This is a genomic window from Pantoea sp. X-Soil-YNGN-844 (assembly GCF_059730595.1).
This window is the reverse complement of record NZ_AP036007.1, coordinates 1,739,569-1,756,434: the sequence shown is the minus strand read 5'-3', so window position 1 is coordinate 1,756,434 and position 16,866 is coordinate 1,739,569. Positions and strand designations below refer to the sequence as shown.

The 16,866-nt window shown below is 60.1% G+C and carries 11 protein-coding genes; 1 reads left to right on the top strand and 10 read right to left on the bottom strand.

Annotated elements, in window-relative coordinates:
* Positions 1–226: 226 nt before the first annotated feature.
* The 7 genes from AC6I8C_RS08135 to AC6I8C_RS08105 all read right to left on the bottom strand — a co-directional run bounded on the left by AC6I8C_RS08135 (position 227) and on the right by AC6I8C_RS08105 (position 7,739).
* Positions 227–1,660, bottom strand: coding sequence for a YchO/YchP family invasin (locus tag AC6I8C_RS08135; RefSeq protein WP_497822131.1), 1,434 nt, complete (start codon positions 1,658–1,660; stop codon positions 227–229).
* Positions 1,661–1,835: 175 nt separating this feature from the next.
* The gene (locus tag AC6I8C_RS08130; RefSeq protein ID WP_497822130.1) at positions 1,836–2,633 is read right to left on the bottom strand and encodes an SDR family oxidoreductase; all 798 of its coding nucleotides are present in this window, start codon (positions 2,631–2,633) and stop codon (positions 1,836–1,838) included.
* Positions 2,634–2,644: 11 nt separating this feature from the next.
* Complete coding sequence (locus AC6I8C_RS08125) at positions 2,645–3,712, bottom strand: ABC transporter permease (RefSeq protein ID WP_497822129.1); 1,068 nt, start codon at positions 3,710–3,712, stop codon at positions 2,645–2,647.
* 38 nt (positions 3,713–3,750) lie between these two features.
* On the bottom strand, positions 3,751–5,283 hold the full coding sequence (locus AC6I8C_RS08120; protein WP_095707295.1) for a sugar ABC transporter ATP-binding protein: 1,533 nt from the start codon (positions 5,281–5,283) through the stop codon (positions 3,751–3,753).
* 10 nt (positions 5,284–5,293) lie between these two features.
* Positions 5,294–5,905, bottom strand: coding sequence for a DUF2291 family protein (locus AC6I8C_RS08115; protein WP_497822128.1), 612 nt, complete (start codon positions 5,903–5,905; stop codon positions 5,294–5,296).
* A gap of 45 nt (positions 5,906–5,950) precedes the next feature.
* Positions 5,951–6,886: a D-ribose ABC transporter substrate-binding protein gene (locus tag AC6I8C_RS08110; protein WP_497822127.1), complete on the bottom strand. Its 936-nt coding sequence runs from the start codon at positions 6,884–6,886 to the stop codon at positions 5,951–5,953.
* Positions 6,887–6,941: 55 nt separating this feature from the next.
* Positions 6,942–7,739 carry a GolD/DthD family dehydrogenase gene (locus AC6I8C_RS08105; protein WP_497822126.1) on the bottom strand — a complete coding sequence of 266 codons (798 nt, stop codon included), beginning with the start codon at positions 7,737–7,739 and terminating at the stop codon, positions 6,942–6,944.
* Between the two features lie 351 nt (positions 7,740–8,090).
* Between AC6I8C_RS08105 and AC6I8C_RS08100 the strand changes: the two genes are divergently transcribed.
* The gene (locus AC6I8C_RS08100) at positions 8,091–8,903 is read left to right on the top strand and encodes a DeoR/GlpR family DNA-binding transcription regulator (RefSeq protein ID WP_033782898.1); all 813 of its coding nucleotides are present in this window, start codon (positions 8,091–8,093) and stop codon (positions 8,901–8,903) included.
* Positions 8,904–9,300: 397 nt separating this feature from the next.
* Here AC6I8C_RS08100 and cobA read toward each other — a convergent pair whose 3' ends face one another.
* Genes cobA through nirB form a run of 3 tightly spaced genes read right to left on the bottom strand, consistent with a single transcriptional unit; the run spans position 9,301 to position 16,861 of the window.
* The gene (gene cobA / locus AC6I8C_RS08095) at positions 9,301–10,182 is read right to left on the bottom strand and encodes a uroporphyrinogen-III C-methyltransferase (protein ID WP_497822125.1); all 882 of its coding nucleotides are present in this window, start codon (positions 10,180–10,182) and stop codon (positions 9,301–9,303) included.
* Positions 10,182–12,800: a nitrate reductase gene (locus AC6I8C_RS08090; protein WP_497822124.1), complete on the bottom strand. Its 2,619-nt coding sequence runs from the start codon at positions 12,798–12,800 to the stop codon at positions 10,182–10,184. Before AC6I8C_RS08090 ends, cobA begins: the two co-directional genes overlap by 1 nt.
* Positions 12,797–16,861: a nitrite reductase large subunit NirB gene (nirB, locus tag AC6I8C_RS08085; RefSeq protein WP_497822123.1), complete on the bottom strand. Its 4,065-nt coding sequence runs from the start codon at positions 16,859–16,861 to the stop codon at positions 12,797–12,799. Before nirB ends, AC6I8C_RS08090 begins: the two co-directional genes overlap by 4 nt.
* Positions 16,862–16,866 lie beyond the last annotated feature (5 nt).

Sequence of the window (16,866 nt, the reverse complement as noted above, 5' to 3'; positions counted from 1 at the left end):
TTCTGTTATCGGCATTTTGCCGGCGTCCCTTACGCATCGCTGCGATAGTTGCGGCTGATGATTGCAACATGATGTTACTACTGACACATAAGCCTGACGTTAGCCTGTCATCAGCACGACCCTGTGATCACATCGGGTGGACGTGCCATGCACCGCGCCAGCCGGATTTACCTGCCAGCGCCGAGCTGGCAGGTGTCCGCCAGAGCCCCGTGCCGGCAGGCTCCCGTTACAGCGCTGTGCCGGTAGGTGCCATTAAATCGTAACGATCGTTCTGTGGGGATGCATCCATGGCCATCGGCGGCTCAATTTTCAGGGTGATCCAGTTAGAGGTGACACGCTGCTGCTTGCTGTCCTCCAGTGTCACCGACAGCCGGTATTCGTTGCTGGCGTCTGGCGACGGATCCCACTGCGGTAAGATCACACTCCAGCCCTGCGGATCGGCGTTATTGGCCGGTGGCGTCAGGCTCAGCGCCTGCGTGTCACCCTGCCAGCTCACTGCCTTGATGTCATTGCTGGCCCGCACCTGCAGCTTCAGCGCCAGACTCTCACCACTGCTTAACTGCCAGGGGGGGGTCGCCAGGAACACCGACAGCGTTTTGCGCTGACGGAATGAGAGCACAGGCGTATCGCTGCGGGTCACGGTATCGTAACGGCTGCCGCGCAGGGAGCGCGCTTCCGCGACGTTACCGGCATCAAGCTGACGGCTCAGCGCCACGCCAAAGCGGTAGTTCAGTTTCAGCCCCAGCTGATCCTGGCTTTCACCGGCACTGCTGGTTTTGTGGGTGGCAGACAGCGTCACCAGCGGCACCGGCGTGTAAGAGAGGCCAAACGACATGGCGGAGGGATTGTGATAGCGATTGCCGCTGTTAAACAGAACGACATTCTCACCCAGATATTGCTGATAGCTCACCGAGACGCCCAGTTGACGATAAAAGGGCAGATAGCTCTGGCTGGTGATGTCATAGCCGCGCGCCATGCGCTGCTGCTGCGAGTTGCCCAGATTTTTCCAGCCGGAAAGCGGCTGATAGTAGTTGGCAGAGAAACGCATCGAATCACTCCAGGCCTCAGTCCCCACCGAGGCGCGCTGCAGGCCGCTGCTGAAGACGTGATCGACAAAGCCGTTGTAGCCCAGCAGCCAGTTACCGGCGTCCCAGCGTTGTCCCAGTCCCGCATTGCCGACCAGACCCTCGCCGGTATCATGCAAACCAAGCTGGCTGAAGGTAAGCAGGCTGTTCTCGTCGGCCAGTGCGCTGAAGAGATCGCCGCCCGTGCCGGCAAAGTTGCCGTTCATGTCGACTTTCAGATCGAGCTGCGCGGTGCCGTAAGGGGAAAGCAGCGACTGCCCTTCACTCTCGACCCGGTCGGCCACTTCATCGCGCAGATGATTGAAGGCCCAGACGCCCGCCTGCTGGCCGAACGTCACATTACTGTCGCTGTTATTACTCGCTTCACCGATGCTTTTCGCCACGGCTGCCAGCTTTTTGCTCCACGCTTCATCCTCGTCGCGGGTGCTGCCAAGCGTCGGCAGCGACTCACTGTAGCGCGCAGGATTGTCGAACGGCGTTTCTGACACTGCCGTTTCAGTCTGAAACGCGCGGGCGCTCTGCAAGGCAGAGAGCGACAGCGCAATCAAAGAGAGAACCCCTGTTTTCCGTATCATGTCACCCGGCACGTTAATTAATTTGTTGCTGCGATAAAGTCAAATTCATTGACAGTTACCTTACCATATTGTGACGGCGATGCAGGACAGCAGAGACAAATTGTGCATATACCAGAAAAGTCTGGCACAAAAAAAGGCCTGCTGTGCAGCAGGCCCGGGGTTATCTCTGGCGTCTTCAGGAGAAGATTAAGCCGCCATCCACGTTAATGGTCTGTCCGGTGATATAGCGCGCATCCTCTGAAGCCAGAAACGCCACCAGCCCGGCCACATCCTCCGGCTGACCGGCACGCGTCAGCGGAATGTTTTTCACCCACTCCGCCATCAGCTCACCTTTGCCGTAGGTTTTCTCCTCGCTGCTGAGGATTTCGCCCCAGACGCGATCGTTGTAATCCCACATCTCACTCTCAATGATGCCGGGACAGAAGGCGTTGACCGTAATGTTCCACGGTGCCAGCTCCAGCGCCAGACTCTGGGTAATGCCGATGACACCCATTTTGCTGGCGGCATAGTGCGGCGTGTAAATAAAGCCCTGTCGTCCCTGCCCCGATGAGGTGTTAATCAGACTGCCGCTACCCTGCTTCACCATATATTTCGCCGCTTCACGACAGCAGAGCCAGACGGCAGTGGTGTTCACGGCCAGAATCCGTTCAAAGTCGCTTTTCGGCATGGTGTCAAAGCGGTCAATGGTAATCACGCCCGCATTCTGAATCGAGACGTCAATCTGACCAAACCGTTCAAAGGCCTGCTGATAGAGCTGCTGCACCGCCGCTTCATCCGTCACATCGACCTGCAGCGCCAGAATCTCACTGCCATACTGCTGCGAAAGCTGGTCAGCGGTGGCAAAGACCCGATCGGCATTCGACACCATCACCAGCCTGGCCCCATCGCGGGCGAAACGCGCCGCGATCCCGGCACCGATGCCGCGACAGGCACCGGTAATCACCACTGTTTTTCCACGTTGTTCGCGGCTCATAATCGCTCCTGTTAACTGTGACGAACATCAGTGAAAGGCACTGCCTGCTGCTTTTTTTCATGGCGACGCAGCAGCACCACTTTGCTTTGCAGACGTTGCTGGAACTGGTCGATCACGACGGCTGTGACAATCACCAGACCTTTAATCACCATCTGCCAGAAATCGCTGACGCCCATCATCACCATGCCATCCGCCAGGAAGACGATCACGAACGCGCCAATAATCGAGCCGGATACCCGGCCACGTCCGCCCGCCAGCGCCGTGCCGCCCAGCACCGTGGCGCCGATGGCGTCCATCTCAAACATGTTGCCGGTCATCGGGTGTGCGGTCTGCAACTGAGACGCCACCACCAGCCCGACCAGACCGGCGCAGAGGCCGGAAAAGGCGTAGACAAAAATTTTCACTTTGATAATCGGCACGCCCGCCAGTCGCGCGGCGGACTCATTGCCGCCAATCGCGTAGATGTAACGGCCCAGCGGGGTTTTGCGCGTCAGGTAGAGGCCAAGCAGTAAGAAGCCGAGCATCAGCCAGATCGGCAGATACACGCCCAGCACGGTGCCGGAACCCAGCAGGGCAAAACCGGTGTTGCCCAGCGCGGGCATCCCGACCAGATTGGCGTAGGTGCCGCCGTCGTTGAACAGCAGTGCCGCCCCGCGCGCCACATACATCATGCCCAGGGTGCAGATAAAGGGGGCCACGCCCAGTCGGGTGATCACCGTGCCGTTAATCAGCCCCACCAGCACGCCAAAGATCGCCACCACCAGAATCACTTCAGGCACGTTGAGAAACAGCGTATTGCCGCCCCATAACGGAATGCCACTGGTCAGCAGCGCGCCCGCCACCATGCCGCAAATCCCGGCGACCGCACCCACCGAGAGATCGATACCGCCGGTGAGGATCACCAGCGTCATCCCTATCGCCAGCAGCCCGGTTATGGCGACGTGCTGCGTCATAATCAGCAGGTTAGAGGGAGTCAGAAAGTTCGGCACCATCACGCTGAAGAAGCCGACCACAATCAGCAACGCAATAAAGGTGCGCGCCTTGAGCAGGTACATATAGAGCAGATATTTTTGGTTCATGACGTTCTCCGGCCAGCTTAGCCCAATGGGCCAGGCGCTTAATCCTGCGGGGTTGATGCCGCGATCAGATGTTCTCTCGTTGCCGCTGCGCGGGGCAGATCGGCCGTTATCCGGCCATCGGCCATCACTAAAATGCGGTCCGCCAGCGCCATCACCTCATCCAGCTCGGACGACGAAAACATCACGGCCAGCCCCTGTTGCGCCAGATTGCCAATCAGGTGATAAACGTCGGTTTTGGCACCGACATCGATGCCGCGCGTCGGCTCATCCAGCAATACCACCTGCGGCCCGGTCATCAGCGCCTTACCCAGCACCACCTTCTGCTGATTACCGCCACTCAGCGCCGTGACCGGCAGATCGGGATCGCTGACTTTAATCGCCAGATGGCCGATCATCTCACTGACCCGCTGCTGCTCCCGGCCCGGATTCAGCAGCCCCAGCGCCCGACGAAAACCGCGCAGGCTGAAGTCAGAAAGCGTCATGTTGGCAGTAACCGACATCAGTTCAATCACCCCTTCGCCTTTACGATCTTCGGGCACCAGCGCGATGCCGCTTTTCAGCCGCTGCTGAAAACTGCGTTTCGCCAGATCCTTACCTGACAGCCGGACCCGGCCCGACTGACAGGGCATCAGCCCAATCAGCCCCTTAAACAGCTCCGTGCGTCCCGCGCCCAGCAGGCCATAAATGCCGATCACCTCGCCTTTGCGCAGGCTGAAACTGACCTCATTAAGCTTATAGCCGCCGTTCTGATGCAGCGCGGTCAGCCCCTCAACCTCCAGCACCGTTTCCCCTTGTGGCGCAGGCTGATAGTCGAACTGTTTTTTCTTATCGCCCACCATCTGGGCGATAATCCACGGCACGCTGGCGTCGCGCACCTCGCGCTCACTGATAAAGCGCCCGTCGCGAAAAATGGTGATGTGATCGCCTATCTCCATCAGCTCTTCCAGCCGGTGTGAGATATAGATAATGGTGACGCCGCGCCGCTTCAGCTGGTCGATGACATTGAACAGCACTTTCACTTCCGACTGGCTCAGAGCGCTGGTAGGTTCATCCATGATCAACACCCGGGTATCCTTCGACAGCGCCCTGGCAATCTCCACCAGCTGCTGATGCCCGATGCCCAGCTCGCCCAGCGGCGCATAGGGATCGACATCGAGCTGCAGCCGCTGCAGTAGCGACTTCGCCAGCGCGTACTGATACTTTTCATTGATGACGCCGCGCTGGAAAAACTCGTTGGCGATAAAAATGTTGTCCATCACGTTCATGTTGGGAAACAGATTCAGCTCCTGGAAAATGATGCTGATCCCCTGCTTCTCCGCCTGATGGGTGGAGTTCAGCGACACCACCTGGCCATCCAGCAGGATCTCGCCCGACGACGGCGTTTCCACCCCGGCCAGCATCTTCATCATGGTGGACTTGCCGGCCCCGTTCTCCCCGATCAGGACATTCACTTTGTTGCGATAAACGCGATAGCTGACCTGATCGAGCGCGGTCACACCAGGATAGAGACGCGACACGTTGCGTGTTTCGATAATCACGTCGCCGGACGTTTGCGGTTGTGGATTTTGCATCTGCCGCTCCTTATTGCCGGGTGATGGCAGCCGGAGTGATATCCGGTAGCTGTTGCAGAATGTCCCAGCTGCTGAACACGCCAGTAACACTCACTTTGTCGCCCACTTTAGGTGCGAACTGCCGCATCAGGGCTGAGGCGTGCTGGTTGATCGCCTTGCCGTAATCACCAAACAGCACCTGATCGTTGAAGTCCTGATAGCTCGCGCCTTTATAGACATCGCGCAACGCCGTGCCACGAATGATTGGCCCGACCTGAATAGTGACACTGTCACCTGATTCATCTTTCACGGTCATCTTTCCGCTGCGCGAAGTGGTATTGACAGCCGTTACCTCACCGCGAACGGAAACGCTGAAAACACAGGGATTCTCAGCCTGACTGCGATAGCCGTAGGTCTGGCAGGCACTGTCAAAGTCTTTGGCAGATTGCAGCGACGACATCAGCGTCGCCAGCGGTTTAGCCTCGGCCTGGACCTGCGGCACCAGCTTCTGCTGCCAGAGCTGGTCGATGTTGGCCATCTTCGGATTGGGGGGATTCTTCAGGTCAGCCAGCTCCTGCTGCGACACAATTTTGCAGCCACCTGACAGCATGACCACCAGCGTCAGCCAGACTCTTCGTGACATCTTCTTCTCCCTGGCGCCCGCTCGCGCAGGCGCGGCAGCGGTTAATTACGACTTGTAGTTAAAGTCCTGGACGCCTTTAGCGTTTTCCGGGGTAATCAGAATGCCGCGGAACATCACCCGCTGTTTTTCCGGCTTCACGCCCTTCTGAATAAAGTTATCGAGATCGGTCACGCCTTCAGCGGCGATCGCCTGCGCCTGCAGCATCACCGTGGCTTGCAGCGTGCCCGCTTTTACTGCATCGCGTTCATCATTGCTGCCATCAATCCCCACCACGATCACATCGTTGCGACCGGCGGCTTTGAGCGCCGCAATCGCGCCCAGCGCGACCGGACCGTTACCGCAGATCACCCCTTTCACATCCGGGTGCGCCTGCAGGATGCTGTCCATAATACGCTTGCCGTCGATCAGGGTGCCTTTGGCATCCTGACGCGCCACGCTCTGCATATCGGGATATTGATCCAGCACCTGATGGAACGATTTTGAACGGGTCACACAGTTGTTGTCGGCCAGGTTACAGGCGAGTTCGGCGTATTTACCCTTTTCACCCATCTTCTCGACAAAGACGTTGGCCACATCTGAACCCGCCTGGAAGTTGTTGTGGGTGATCTGCGCCAGCGCCACGTCATCCACCGGAATTTCACGGTTGATCAGCACCACCGGAATTCCGGCATCTTTGGCTTTTTTGATTGCCGCCACGCTGGCGGTGGAGTCGGCGTTATCCAGCACGATACCCTGCACTTTCTTACCGATAGCGGCGTCGATCAGTTCGCTCTGCTTCTTCACATCTTCGCCGTGCGACAGCACCGTGGTTTTGTACCCCAGCGCCTGTGCTTTGAGATTGGCGCCTTTGGCTTCAGAGGCGTAGTAAGGATTATCGAGTGAGTTAACCAGAATCATAATGGTGCCTTTTTCGGCGGCCAACGCCGCCTGAGAAACCAGACAGGCAGCCACGGCAGTGTACAGCAGGGTACGGTTTTTCATGATGTTCTCTCTTATCGTTATGGCAGGGTATGAAGTCCCGGGTGTTGGGTTGGCCTTACCAGATGGTGAAGCCACCATCGATCATCAAATCTGCGCCGGTAATCATGTCGCTGCCGTTGCTGGCGAAGAACAGTACGGCGGCGGCGATCTCATCGGTATAGGCAAAGCGACCGAGCGGAATCAGTTTTTTCATCTGCTCGCCCTTCTCGCCGCGCCAGGCTTTCTCGCCCATCGGCGTCAGTACCACGGTAGGCGACAGGGTATTCACGTTGATGCGGTGCGGGGCAAACTCTTTGGCCATCACTTTGGTCATGCCCAGCAGGCCCGCTTTGGCGGAGGTATAGGCGACATGGTTGTCGATCGCGATGGACGCCGCCTGGGAGGCGATATTAATAATCTTGCCGCCCGCACCGGCACGAATCATCAGCCGTGCGGCCGCCTGCGAGCAGAGGAAAGGTCCGGTGAGATTCACCGCGATCTGCTTCTGCCACTCGGCAAAATCGGTCTCAATCACCGGCTGCAGCATCACGTAGCCTGCGCAGTTGACCAGGATATCGATCCGGCCATAGTGGGAAACCACCGCGTCAAACGCCTCTTCCACCGAGGCGGGATCGGTGACGTCACAGCAGATAAACTGCACCCGATCGGCCGCGAAGTCCGCCTGCAGACTGGCAACTTTCTCCGCTTCAAATGGCGGATAGAGCAGTGCCAGACGCGCGCCCTTCTCCAGCAGCATGCCATTGGTCGCCATCGCGATGCCGCCCAGCCCGCCGGTCACCACCGCCACCTTACCGGCCAGGTTCATTGCGGTATCCACGCCGTAGCGCAGGTTTACGTCATATTCACCACTCATCCCACTCTTCCCCCTGATTTTTGCTGATACGAACGATTCAATCATTTTCGAACAAAAATATAAGCTATCGAAAAGAAATGATATGTGGGGCAGATCAAATTTCGACCATCTGCCGTTCAAAGCGGCTTATCTGATTGAAAAGACGTGATCTGGCTTCCAGTCCCGAAATAAAGCCTGCTGCCTGCAATCCGGAAACCCTGAGAGATTCAATAACCTGCGGATTACTTGTTTTCGTTCGAAAATCAAAGGTAATTCAGGTCATCTCGCATTCATAAAAATGGCGCGTTAAACTCAGCCACAGAGACCTTGTTCGCCCGAGCCATCAGGTTACTGGAAAAGGGAGCATTTCGATTGAAAAGCAAAAGTGAGCAGTTCGCTGACATGCAGCAACGCCGCGAGAAAATTCTGGAGATGATCCGTGAAGATGGTACGGTCACGGTCAAAGCGCTGACCGAGACCTTTGGACTGACCGAAGCCACATTACGCAGCGACCTGCGCATGCTGCAAAAACAGGGGTTTGTGCAGCGCTACCACGGTGGCGCAACGTTGATGACGGGCAAGCAGAATACCGGCGCGATGCTGCTGGAGCGGCAAACCCATCTGGAAGAGAAAGAGGCGATTGGCCGACTGGCGGCGCAGCATATTGAAAATGGCGACACGGTGATTTTCGATTCCGGTACCACCACCACCGCGATTACCGATGCCATCAGCCATATCCGCCGTTTATCGGTGGTGACCACGGCGGTCAATATCGCCCTAAAACTGGGCGGAGAGCCGGGCATCAATATCCTGCTGACCGGCGGCACCTTTAAGTTCCCGACGCTCTCCACCTCGGGCGAGAAAGCGGCCAGTTTTTTCGAAAATGTGCTGGCCGAAAAACTCTTTCTGGCCACCGCCTGCATCTCACCGCGTCTGGGCCTGAGCTTTCCCAGCGAAACTGACATCAAGGTCAAACTGGCGATGATCAAATCTGCCAGTACGGTTTACGTGGTGGCGGACTCCAGCAAAATCGACAAGGTGTCGATGTTCGCGCTGCCCTGTGACTGGAGCAACATCCACTACCTGATCACCGACAGCGGCATCAGCACCGCGCAGGTTAAAGCGTTTGAAGCCTTAGGCGTGAAAGTGCTGGTGGCCCCGCTGCCGCTGAAGCGGGCGATGTAATTGAGCATGCGTACCGAAGTGCCGTGAGTGATTCCAGAACACTGAGAAACGAGAATTTCAGGCCCAGGAAAGCGCGGGCATTGCAGCAAACCCGCACCAATGCTAACCGTGCAGGAATGGCCTGCCTGAAAAGCAAAGTGTGCGAGCCAGGGAGGGCGAGCTCAATCCGCAGGGATGCGGGATCCCTTTGCGATCAGGCAGGCTTTTCCTGCACGACGCACCGGCTCTTCAAACCCTTCCTGCCTTCTCACCCAGACCTACCTGCACCTGATTCCCGACCAGCTCACGCAAAACCCCGCACTATTGCCAACAGTGCAGGAATGGCCTGCCTGAAGAGCAAAGTGTGCGAGCCAGGGAGGGCGAGCCCAGTCCGCAGGGATGCGGGATTCCTTTGCGATCAGGCAGGCCTTTCCTGCACGACGCACCGTACTTCCTGCACGACACACCCGACTTCCTGCACATCGCATCGGCTCACCGTCACATCATCCCGCACCTGCAAATCCGCCCGATAAAACCGCACGACCTCACCCACCACCAGCAGCGACGGCGACACCGGCTTCTCCTGCGCTACCGTCTCCGCCAGGCCACCCAGCGTGGTGATCAACACCCGCTGATCCGGCCGGGTTCCGTTCTCAATAATCGCTACCGGCGTCTCCGGATCACGCCCCTGCGCCTGCAACTGCGTACTGATCGACGCACTCCAGCTCAATCCCATATAGAACACCAGCGTCTGATTCACCGCCGCCAGCGCAGCTGCATCCAGCTGCGGCTCGCCACTCCGTCCATGCCCGGTAATCAACCGCAGCGACTGCGCACAATCCCGATGCGTCAGCGGAATTCCGCTGGCGGCTGCACAGCCCACCGCCGCCGTAATCCCCGGTACCACCTCACAGCGGATCCCGGCCTGCTGCAGACTCACCATCTCCTCGCCACCGCGACCAAAAATAAACGGATCGCCTCCCTTCAGCCGGATCACATTGCGCCCGCTGCGCGCCAGATCCACCAGCAGCTGATTAATCTGCGCCTGCTTCAGCCCGTGCTGCCCCGGCTGCTTACCTACGTCAACGCATAACGCGCTCTCCGGTACTTCCGCCATCACCGCTTCACTCACCAGCCGGTCATACACCACCACGTCAGCCCGTTGCAGCAACCGCAACGCCTTCACCGTCAGCAACTCCACATCGCCAGGGCCTGCGCCCACCAGCCACACCGCACCCTGCGGATTTGCCACACCGGCCGGGGCCAGTAACTTATCCAGAGAATCAATTGCTCGCGTCATCATTCCTCCACAACCACGTCGGACAACAAAAGCTGCTTCAGCTCCGGAATACAGGAGCCACACTGCGTGCCGCACTTCAGCTTCCGGCCCAGTGCCTGAGTGGTTCGACACCCCTGCGCTATCGCCTGCAAAATCGTCTGCTCACCCACCGCCATACAGCTACAGATAATCCGGCCTGCCGCGCTGCGCTGCACCGACTGGCCTGCCAGCACGCTGTGCCGCCCGGCAGCATCCTGCGGCGCATCCGCAAAGGCCGCCGCGACAAATGCACTATCAATCGACGGCAACATGGATCCGGCATAAAACGCCAGCTGTAACTCACCGCCTCGCCATGCCAGCAGCCGGTAATCATTGCCGCTGCCAGTGGCGACCTGTACTTCACATCCTGACAGATCAACCTGCCCGGCCAGCCACGCCTGCGGCGATCCCTCGCCCGCTACCGCATAACGCTGCACCGCCGCATAGGGCGCACGCGACCAGTAACGCAAACCTGCGGGCGGCGTAATTGCGCGCTGCCACAACCAGCCCTGCCAGCTCACCGCCAGCGGCAGAATCCGGACCGGCGTCTGCTTCAGCGCAGGCTGCCCTGAAAACGGACAGGCGCGGGCGGCGAACAGCATATCGACGTGACTCTGCTGACTGAACTGCCGGTTCCAGTGCATCGGCACAAACAGCTCACCGCGCCGCATCCCGGCATCAGCGCGCACCCGCGCGCTAATCCAGCCCTGCACCGACTGCACCCGCGCCAGACCGCCCGCCGTCACGCCATACTGCGCAGCGTCAGCCGGATGAAGCGCCACAAAAGGCTCATCACAATGCTGCAGCAGACGCGGCACCAGCCCGGTGCGCGTCATGGTATGCCATTGATCGCGCACCCGACCGCTGTTCATTAATAGCGGATAAGCCGCATCACGCCGGGTTAAGGCGGGCGTGGCCGGGACAAGCAGCCGGGCTTTACCGTCCGGGTGAAAAAAGCGGCGATCGCCAAACAACCGCGCACAACCCTGCGGATGAGCAGCATTTACCGGCCACTGAACCGGACGCAGCGCATCCCATTCGGCCTGGCTCAACTGCGCCAGCCCGCTGATATCAAACGCCCGCTGACCGTCATTCTCAAAGCCCGACAGCGCCGCGTGCTCGCGGAAAATCTCCGACGGATGCTGCCAGTTGAATCCCTCACGGAACCCCAACCGCTGCGCCACCTGCGCCAGCAGCCACCAGTCAGGCCGGGTATCACCTGGTGCGGCGGCAAAGGCGCGCTGCCGCGAAATACGTCGCTCTGAATTGGTGACGGTGCCGTTCTTCTCGCCCCAGCCCTGGGCGGGCAGCAGAATATCGGCAAAAGCGCTGGTATCGGTCTGCGCCATCACATCTGAGACAATGACCAGCGGACAGGCCGCCAGCGCCTGCGCCACACGATTGCCTTCCGGCATCGACACCGCCGGATTAGTGCCCATAATCCACACGGCTTTCACTTCACCTTCGGCAATCGCCCTGAAGAGATCCAGCGCCATCAGCCCCGGCTGGCGGGCCATCAACGGGCTGCGCCAGAAACGCTGCACCCGGTCGCAATCCTCGTCAGTAAAACTCATATGCGCCGCCAGCTGGTTCGCCAGACCGCCCACTTCGCGACCGCCCATCGCATTTGGCTGTCCGGTCAGCGAAAAAGGCCCGCAGCCCGCACGGCCTATTTTGCCCGTCAGCAGATGCAGGTTAAGAATCGCCTGGTTATTGTCGCTGCCGGTGGCGGACTGATTAATCCCCATGCACCACAGCGTCAGCACCCGATCGTGCTGGCTGACCAGCCGGAAAAAGTGCGTCACCTGCTGTTCCGTTAAATCACAGGTCTCTGCGACCCGCGCGACATCCCACTGCGCGACGGCGGCCAGGGTTTCACTCACGCCATTCAGGTGCGGCAGCATGCTGGCATCAAGGCCATCGTTCTGCGCCAGCCAGTGCAGCAGACCGGAAAACAACGCCGAATCGCTGCCGGGACGCAGTGGCAGATGCAGATCGGCCTGATCACAACTGGCCGTGCGGCGCGGATCGATAACGACTATGCACATCGCCGGTCGCTGCTGCTTCGCCTGCATCAGCCGCTGCCAGACCACCGGATGCGCCCAGGCAGCATTGGACCCCACCAGCAAAACCAGATCGGTCTGCTCCAGATCCTCATAACAGCAGGGCACCGCGTCGGCCCCCAGCGCCCGCTTATAACCGACTACGGCTGATGCCATACAGAGCCGTGAATTGGTATCGATATTGGCGGCACCGATATAGCCCTTCATCAGCTTATTGGCGACGTAGTAATCCTCAGTCAGCAACTGGCCGGAGCCGTAAAACGCCACCGCCTGCGGACCATGCTGATCGATCACCGCGCGCAATCCTGCCGCTGCCGCATCCAGCGCCGCATCAAGGCTGACCTGCTGGCCGTTAACCTGAGCGGTAAGAAGACGCCCCTGTGGCGTCAGCGTCTCGCCCAGCGCCGCGCCCTTAACGCACAACCGACCTGCGTTAGCGGGATGGTGCGGATCGCCGATCACCGTTGCCTGATGATTGCCCTGCGGCGTGACGCAGACGCCACAGCCGACGCCGCAATAGGGACAGGTGCTGTTCATGATGCCTGCGCCAGCGGACTTTGCGGGCGGTTTGCCAGCCAGATCTGCCCCGCTTCCAGCTTCACCGGCCAGCAGCGCAGCTGGTGCTGCGGATTATCCAGACTCTGTCCGTCACGCAGCCGCACCCGCTGCTTGTAGAGCGGAGAGATCACCACCGGCTCGCCGCCGACGTCACCCAGAATCCCGCGAGAGAGCACGCTGGCATCGCTGCCAGGCTCACGATCCTCCAGCGCATAGAACGCGTCGCCAAAGCGGAACAGCGCAACACGCTCGCTGCCGAGTCGCGCCCCGATCCCTGCTTCAGGCGGAATCGCCTCCAGTGCGCAGACGGCGCTCCACGGCTCGGCGGGCAGCTGCAGCAGAGGACGCGCAGCCACGGCTTCAGGCTGCCGCTGACCGCGTACCCGGCTGTAGTGCAGGGTTTCATCGGGCTGCTCGCTATTGATCGTCGGCGTAAACAGCGCGAGCCGCGACGGGTCCGCCAGCGTGGTCTGCCACTCGCACTGCCAGGCGTCAACCACCCGCTGCATCTCCTGCTCCAGTGTCTCACCCAGCCCAAGGCTGTCCTCAATCACCACCTGCCGCAGGTAATCCAGACCACCTTCCAGATTGTCCAGCCAGACGCTGGTGCGCTGCAGACGATTAGCCGTACGGATATAGAACATCAGCAGGCGATCGACATAGCGCAGCAGCGTGGCGTCGTCGAGGTCGCTGGCGAACAGATCGGCGTGGCGCGGCTTCATGCCGCCATTGCCGCAGACATAGAGGTTCCAGCCCTTTTCGGTGGCGATCACGCCGATATCTTTGCTCTGCGCTTCCGCACACTCGCGGGTACAGCCCGAAACCGCCATCTTGATTTTATGTGGGGCGCGAAGTCCCTTGTAACGGTTCTCCAGCGCGATGGCGAAGGCGGTCGAATCCTGCACGCCGTAGCGGCACCAGGTCGATCCGACACAGGACTTCACGGTCCGCAGCGATTTACCGTAGGCGTGGCCGGTTTCAAAACCGGCCTCAAGCAGCGTCTGCCAGATAGCGGGCAGCTGATCGAGCCGCGCGCCAAACAGGTCGATACGCTGCCCGCCGGTGATTTTGGTGTAGAGGTCATAACGCGCGGCCACTTCACCAATGGCGATCAGCCCCTGTGGCGTGATTTCGCCTGCCGGGACACGCGGCACCACCGAATAGGTGCCATCTTTCTGGATGTTGGCGAAGTAGCGGTCGTTGGTATCCTGTAACGGCAGGTGCGCCGGTTTCAGCAGATAGTCGTTCCAGCAGGAGGCAAGAATCGACCCCACCAGCGGCTTGCACACTTCACAGCCCTGACCCCTGCCGTGTGAGGCCAGCAGCGCCTCAAAGGTTCTGAACTCACCGGCCCGCACCAGGTGATAAAGCTCCTGGCGTGAATAGCTGAAGTGGTCGCAGACATCTTTTTTCACCTCGACGCCGAGCGTTTCCAGCTGAAACTCCATCACCTGTTTCACCAGGGCCGCACAGCCGCCGCAGCCGGTGGCCGCTCTGGTGCAGCTTTTGATGCTGCTCATCTCACCGCATCCGCCTTTCACCGCCGCGCAGATATCGCCCTTGCTGACGTTGTGACAGGAGCAGACCTGGGCGCTGTCGGGCAACGCTGCGACGCCCGGCGCTTTCGGCGCACCGGCCAGCGCAGGCAGGATCAGGCTCTCCGGCGCGGCAGGCAAGGGTAAATCGTTGAGCATCATCTGCAGCAGCGTGGCGTAATCGCTGCTGTCCCCGACCAGCACGCCGCCCAGCAGTCGGGTGCCCTCCGCAGAGACCACGATTTTCTTGTAGATGCCTTTTGGCCCGTCGGTCCAGTGATAGTGCTGGCTGCCCGGCGTGCGACCATGCGCATCACCGAACGACGCGACCTCCACGCCCAGCAGTTTCAGTTTGGTGCTCATATCCGCGCCGCTGAAGGCGGCAGGTTCAGCCGCCAGATGTCCGGCCAGTACCCGTGCCATCTGATAGCCCGGCGCGACCAGGCCAAATATCTGGCCGTTCCACAGCGCGCATTCACCAATGGCAAACACGTCGTCATCACTGGTCTGACAGCGATCGTTAATCTCAATGCCGCCGCGCGGCCCGAGCGTCAGGCCCGCCTCACGCGCCAGCTCATCGCGCGGACGGATACCGGCGGAGAACAGCACCAGATCGCCAGGTAAATGGCTGCCATCAGCAAAGCGCAGCACCACGCTGCCATCGGGCTGACGCTCAATCAGCTCGGTCTGTTTTGAGGTGTGAACGGTGACGCCCAGCGCATCGATCTTCTGGCGCAGCATCAGCGCCCCGCCCTCATCAAGCTGTACCGCCATCAGGCGCGGCGCGAACTCCACGACGTGCGTCTCCAGCCCGAGCTGCCGCAGCGCATTCGCCGCTTCCAGACCCAGCAGGCCGCCACCAATCACGATACCGCGCTGGCTATGACGGGCGCAGGTGGCAATGGCATCAAGGTCATCCAGCGTGCGGTAGACAAAGCAGCGTTCGCCGTCATGGCCCGGCACCGGCGGGACAAAAGCGCGTGAGCCGGTCGCCAGCACCAGCTTATCCCACGCCAGCTCACTGCCCGCGCTGTCACGCAGGCTGCGCTGCTGGCGATCAATGGCTACAACCGTGCAGCCACTGCGCAGTTCGATACCGTGCAGGGCAAAAAAGTCCGCGCCGACCAGCGACAGATCGCTGGCCGTTTTGCCGTTGAAATAGTCCGACAGGTGCACGCGATCGTAAGCCTGCTGACGCTCCTCGCCGTAAACCACGATGTGATAGTGCTGATGCAGTTCACGGGCAACCAGCTGTTCAAGAAAGTGGTGACTGACCATGCCGTGACCAATGACGGCTAAAACCGGTTTACTCATCTCAGGACTCTCTGCAGCCTGTGGCTGCGGTTCAGGTTGATCGTGATCGAACAGGGCATCGAGCGTGACAGCGTCGGCGCGCTGCAGACGTTCCAGCAGCGACGCGCCCTGCCGGGTATCGCCGGAGAGCAGCACGCCACAGAGGCGGCCCTGACGGAGAAAAAGTCGGCGATAGTCGCCGGAGATCGGATCAAAACTGCGGATGGACGGCGCCTCGCTGACATCCCCGGCGCTGAACAGCGAAATGCCGCTGACTTTGAGCCGCGTCGCCAGCGGCTCACTGACGAAATCCGCCAGCGGCGATCCCGCCAGCTGCGCCGCCAGAATCTGTGCCTGCGCCAGGCAGGGCGCGACCAGGCCAAAAGTTTCACCCGCGATTTCACAGCACTCGCCCACCGCGTAAACATCAGGAATGGCGCTGCGCAGCTGACCATCAACAATAATCCCGCGCTGACACGGCAAACCCGCCGCCAGCGCCAGCGTCACCTCAGGCTGAACACCGATGGCAATCACTACCTGCGTGGCGGCGCAGCGACGCCCGCAGGTCAGCGTCACGCCCGCTTCGTCAATCGCCGTGATGCCACTGTTCAGTTCGCAGTGGATACCGCGCTGCGCTAATGCCGTCAGTAGCAGCTCGCCCGCTTTGGCATCCAGCTGGCGGTCCAGCAGCCAGGGTTTGTGATGCACCAGCGTGACCTTGCGGCCACGGGCGCAGAGTGCCGCCGCGGCTTCAATGCCAAGAAAGCCGCCGCCCAGGATCACCACCGGTCCCTGACCCGCCAGCAGTTGCCGGACGTCGGCGATGCTGCGAAAACCGAGTACGTGACCGGCATCAATACCGGGAATCGCAGGCAGACGGGGCTGTGAACCGGTGGCAAACACCAGCCGATCCCAGCCGAGCTGGCGCTGATCGGTCTGAACCGTCCGCGCGGCCAGATCGACCTGCTGCACGGTTTCACCGGTCAGCAGTGTCACGCCGTGCCGCTGATACCAGTCGCGATCGTGGATGACGGTGTCACTGAAGGACTTTTCACCCGCCAGCACAGGCGACAGCAGCACGCGATTGTAGTTGCCGTGCGGCTCACGGCCAATGACCGTGATGGCGTAACGCAGCGGCGCACGCTGCAGCAGGCTCTCCACCATCTGCATGCCCGCCATGCCATTACCTATCACCAGCAACCGTTGCTTCATAATGT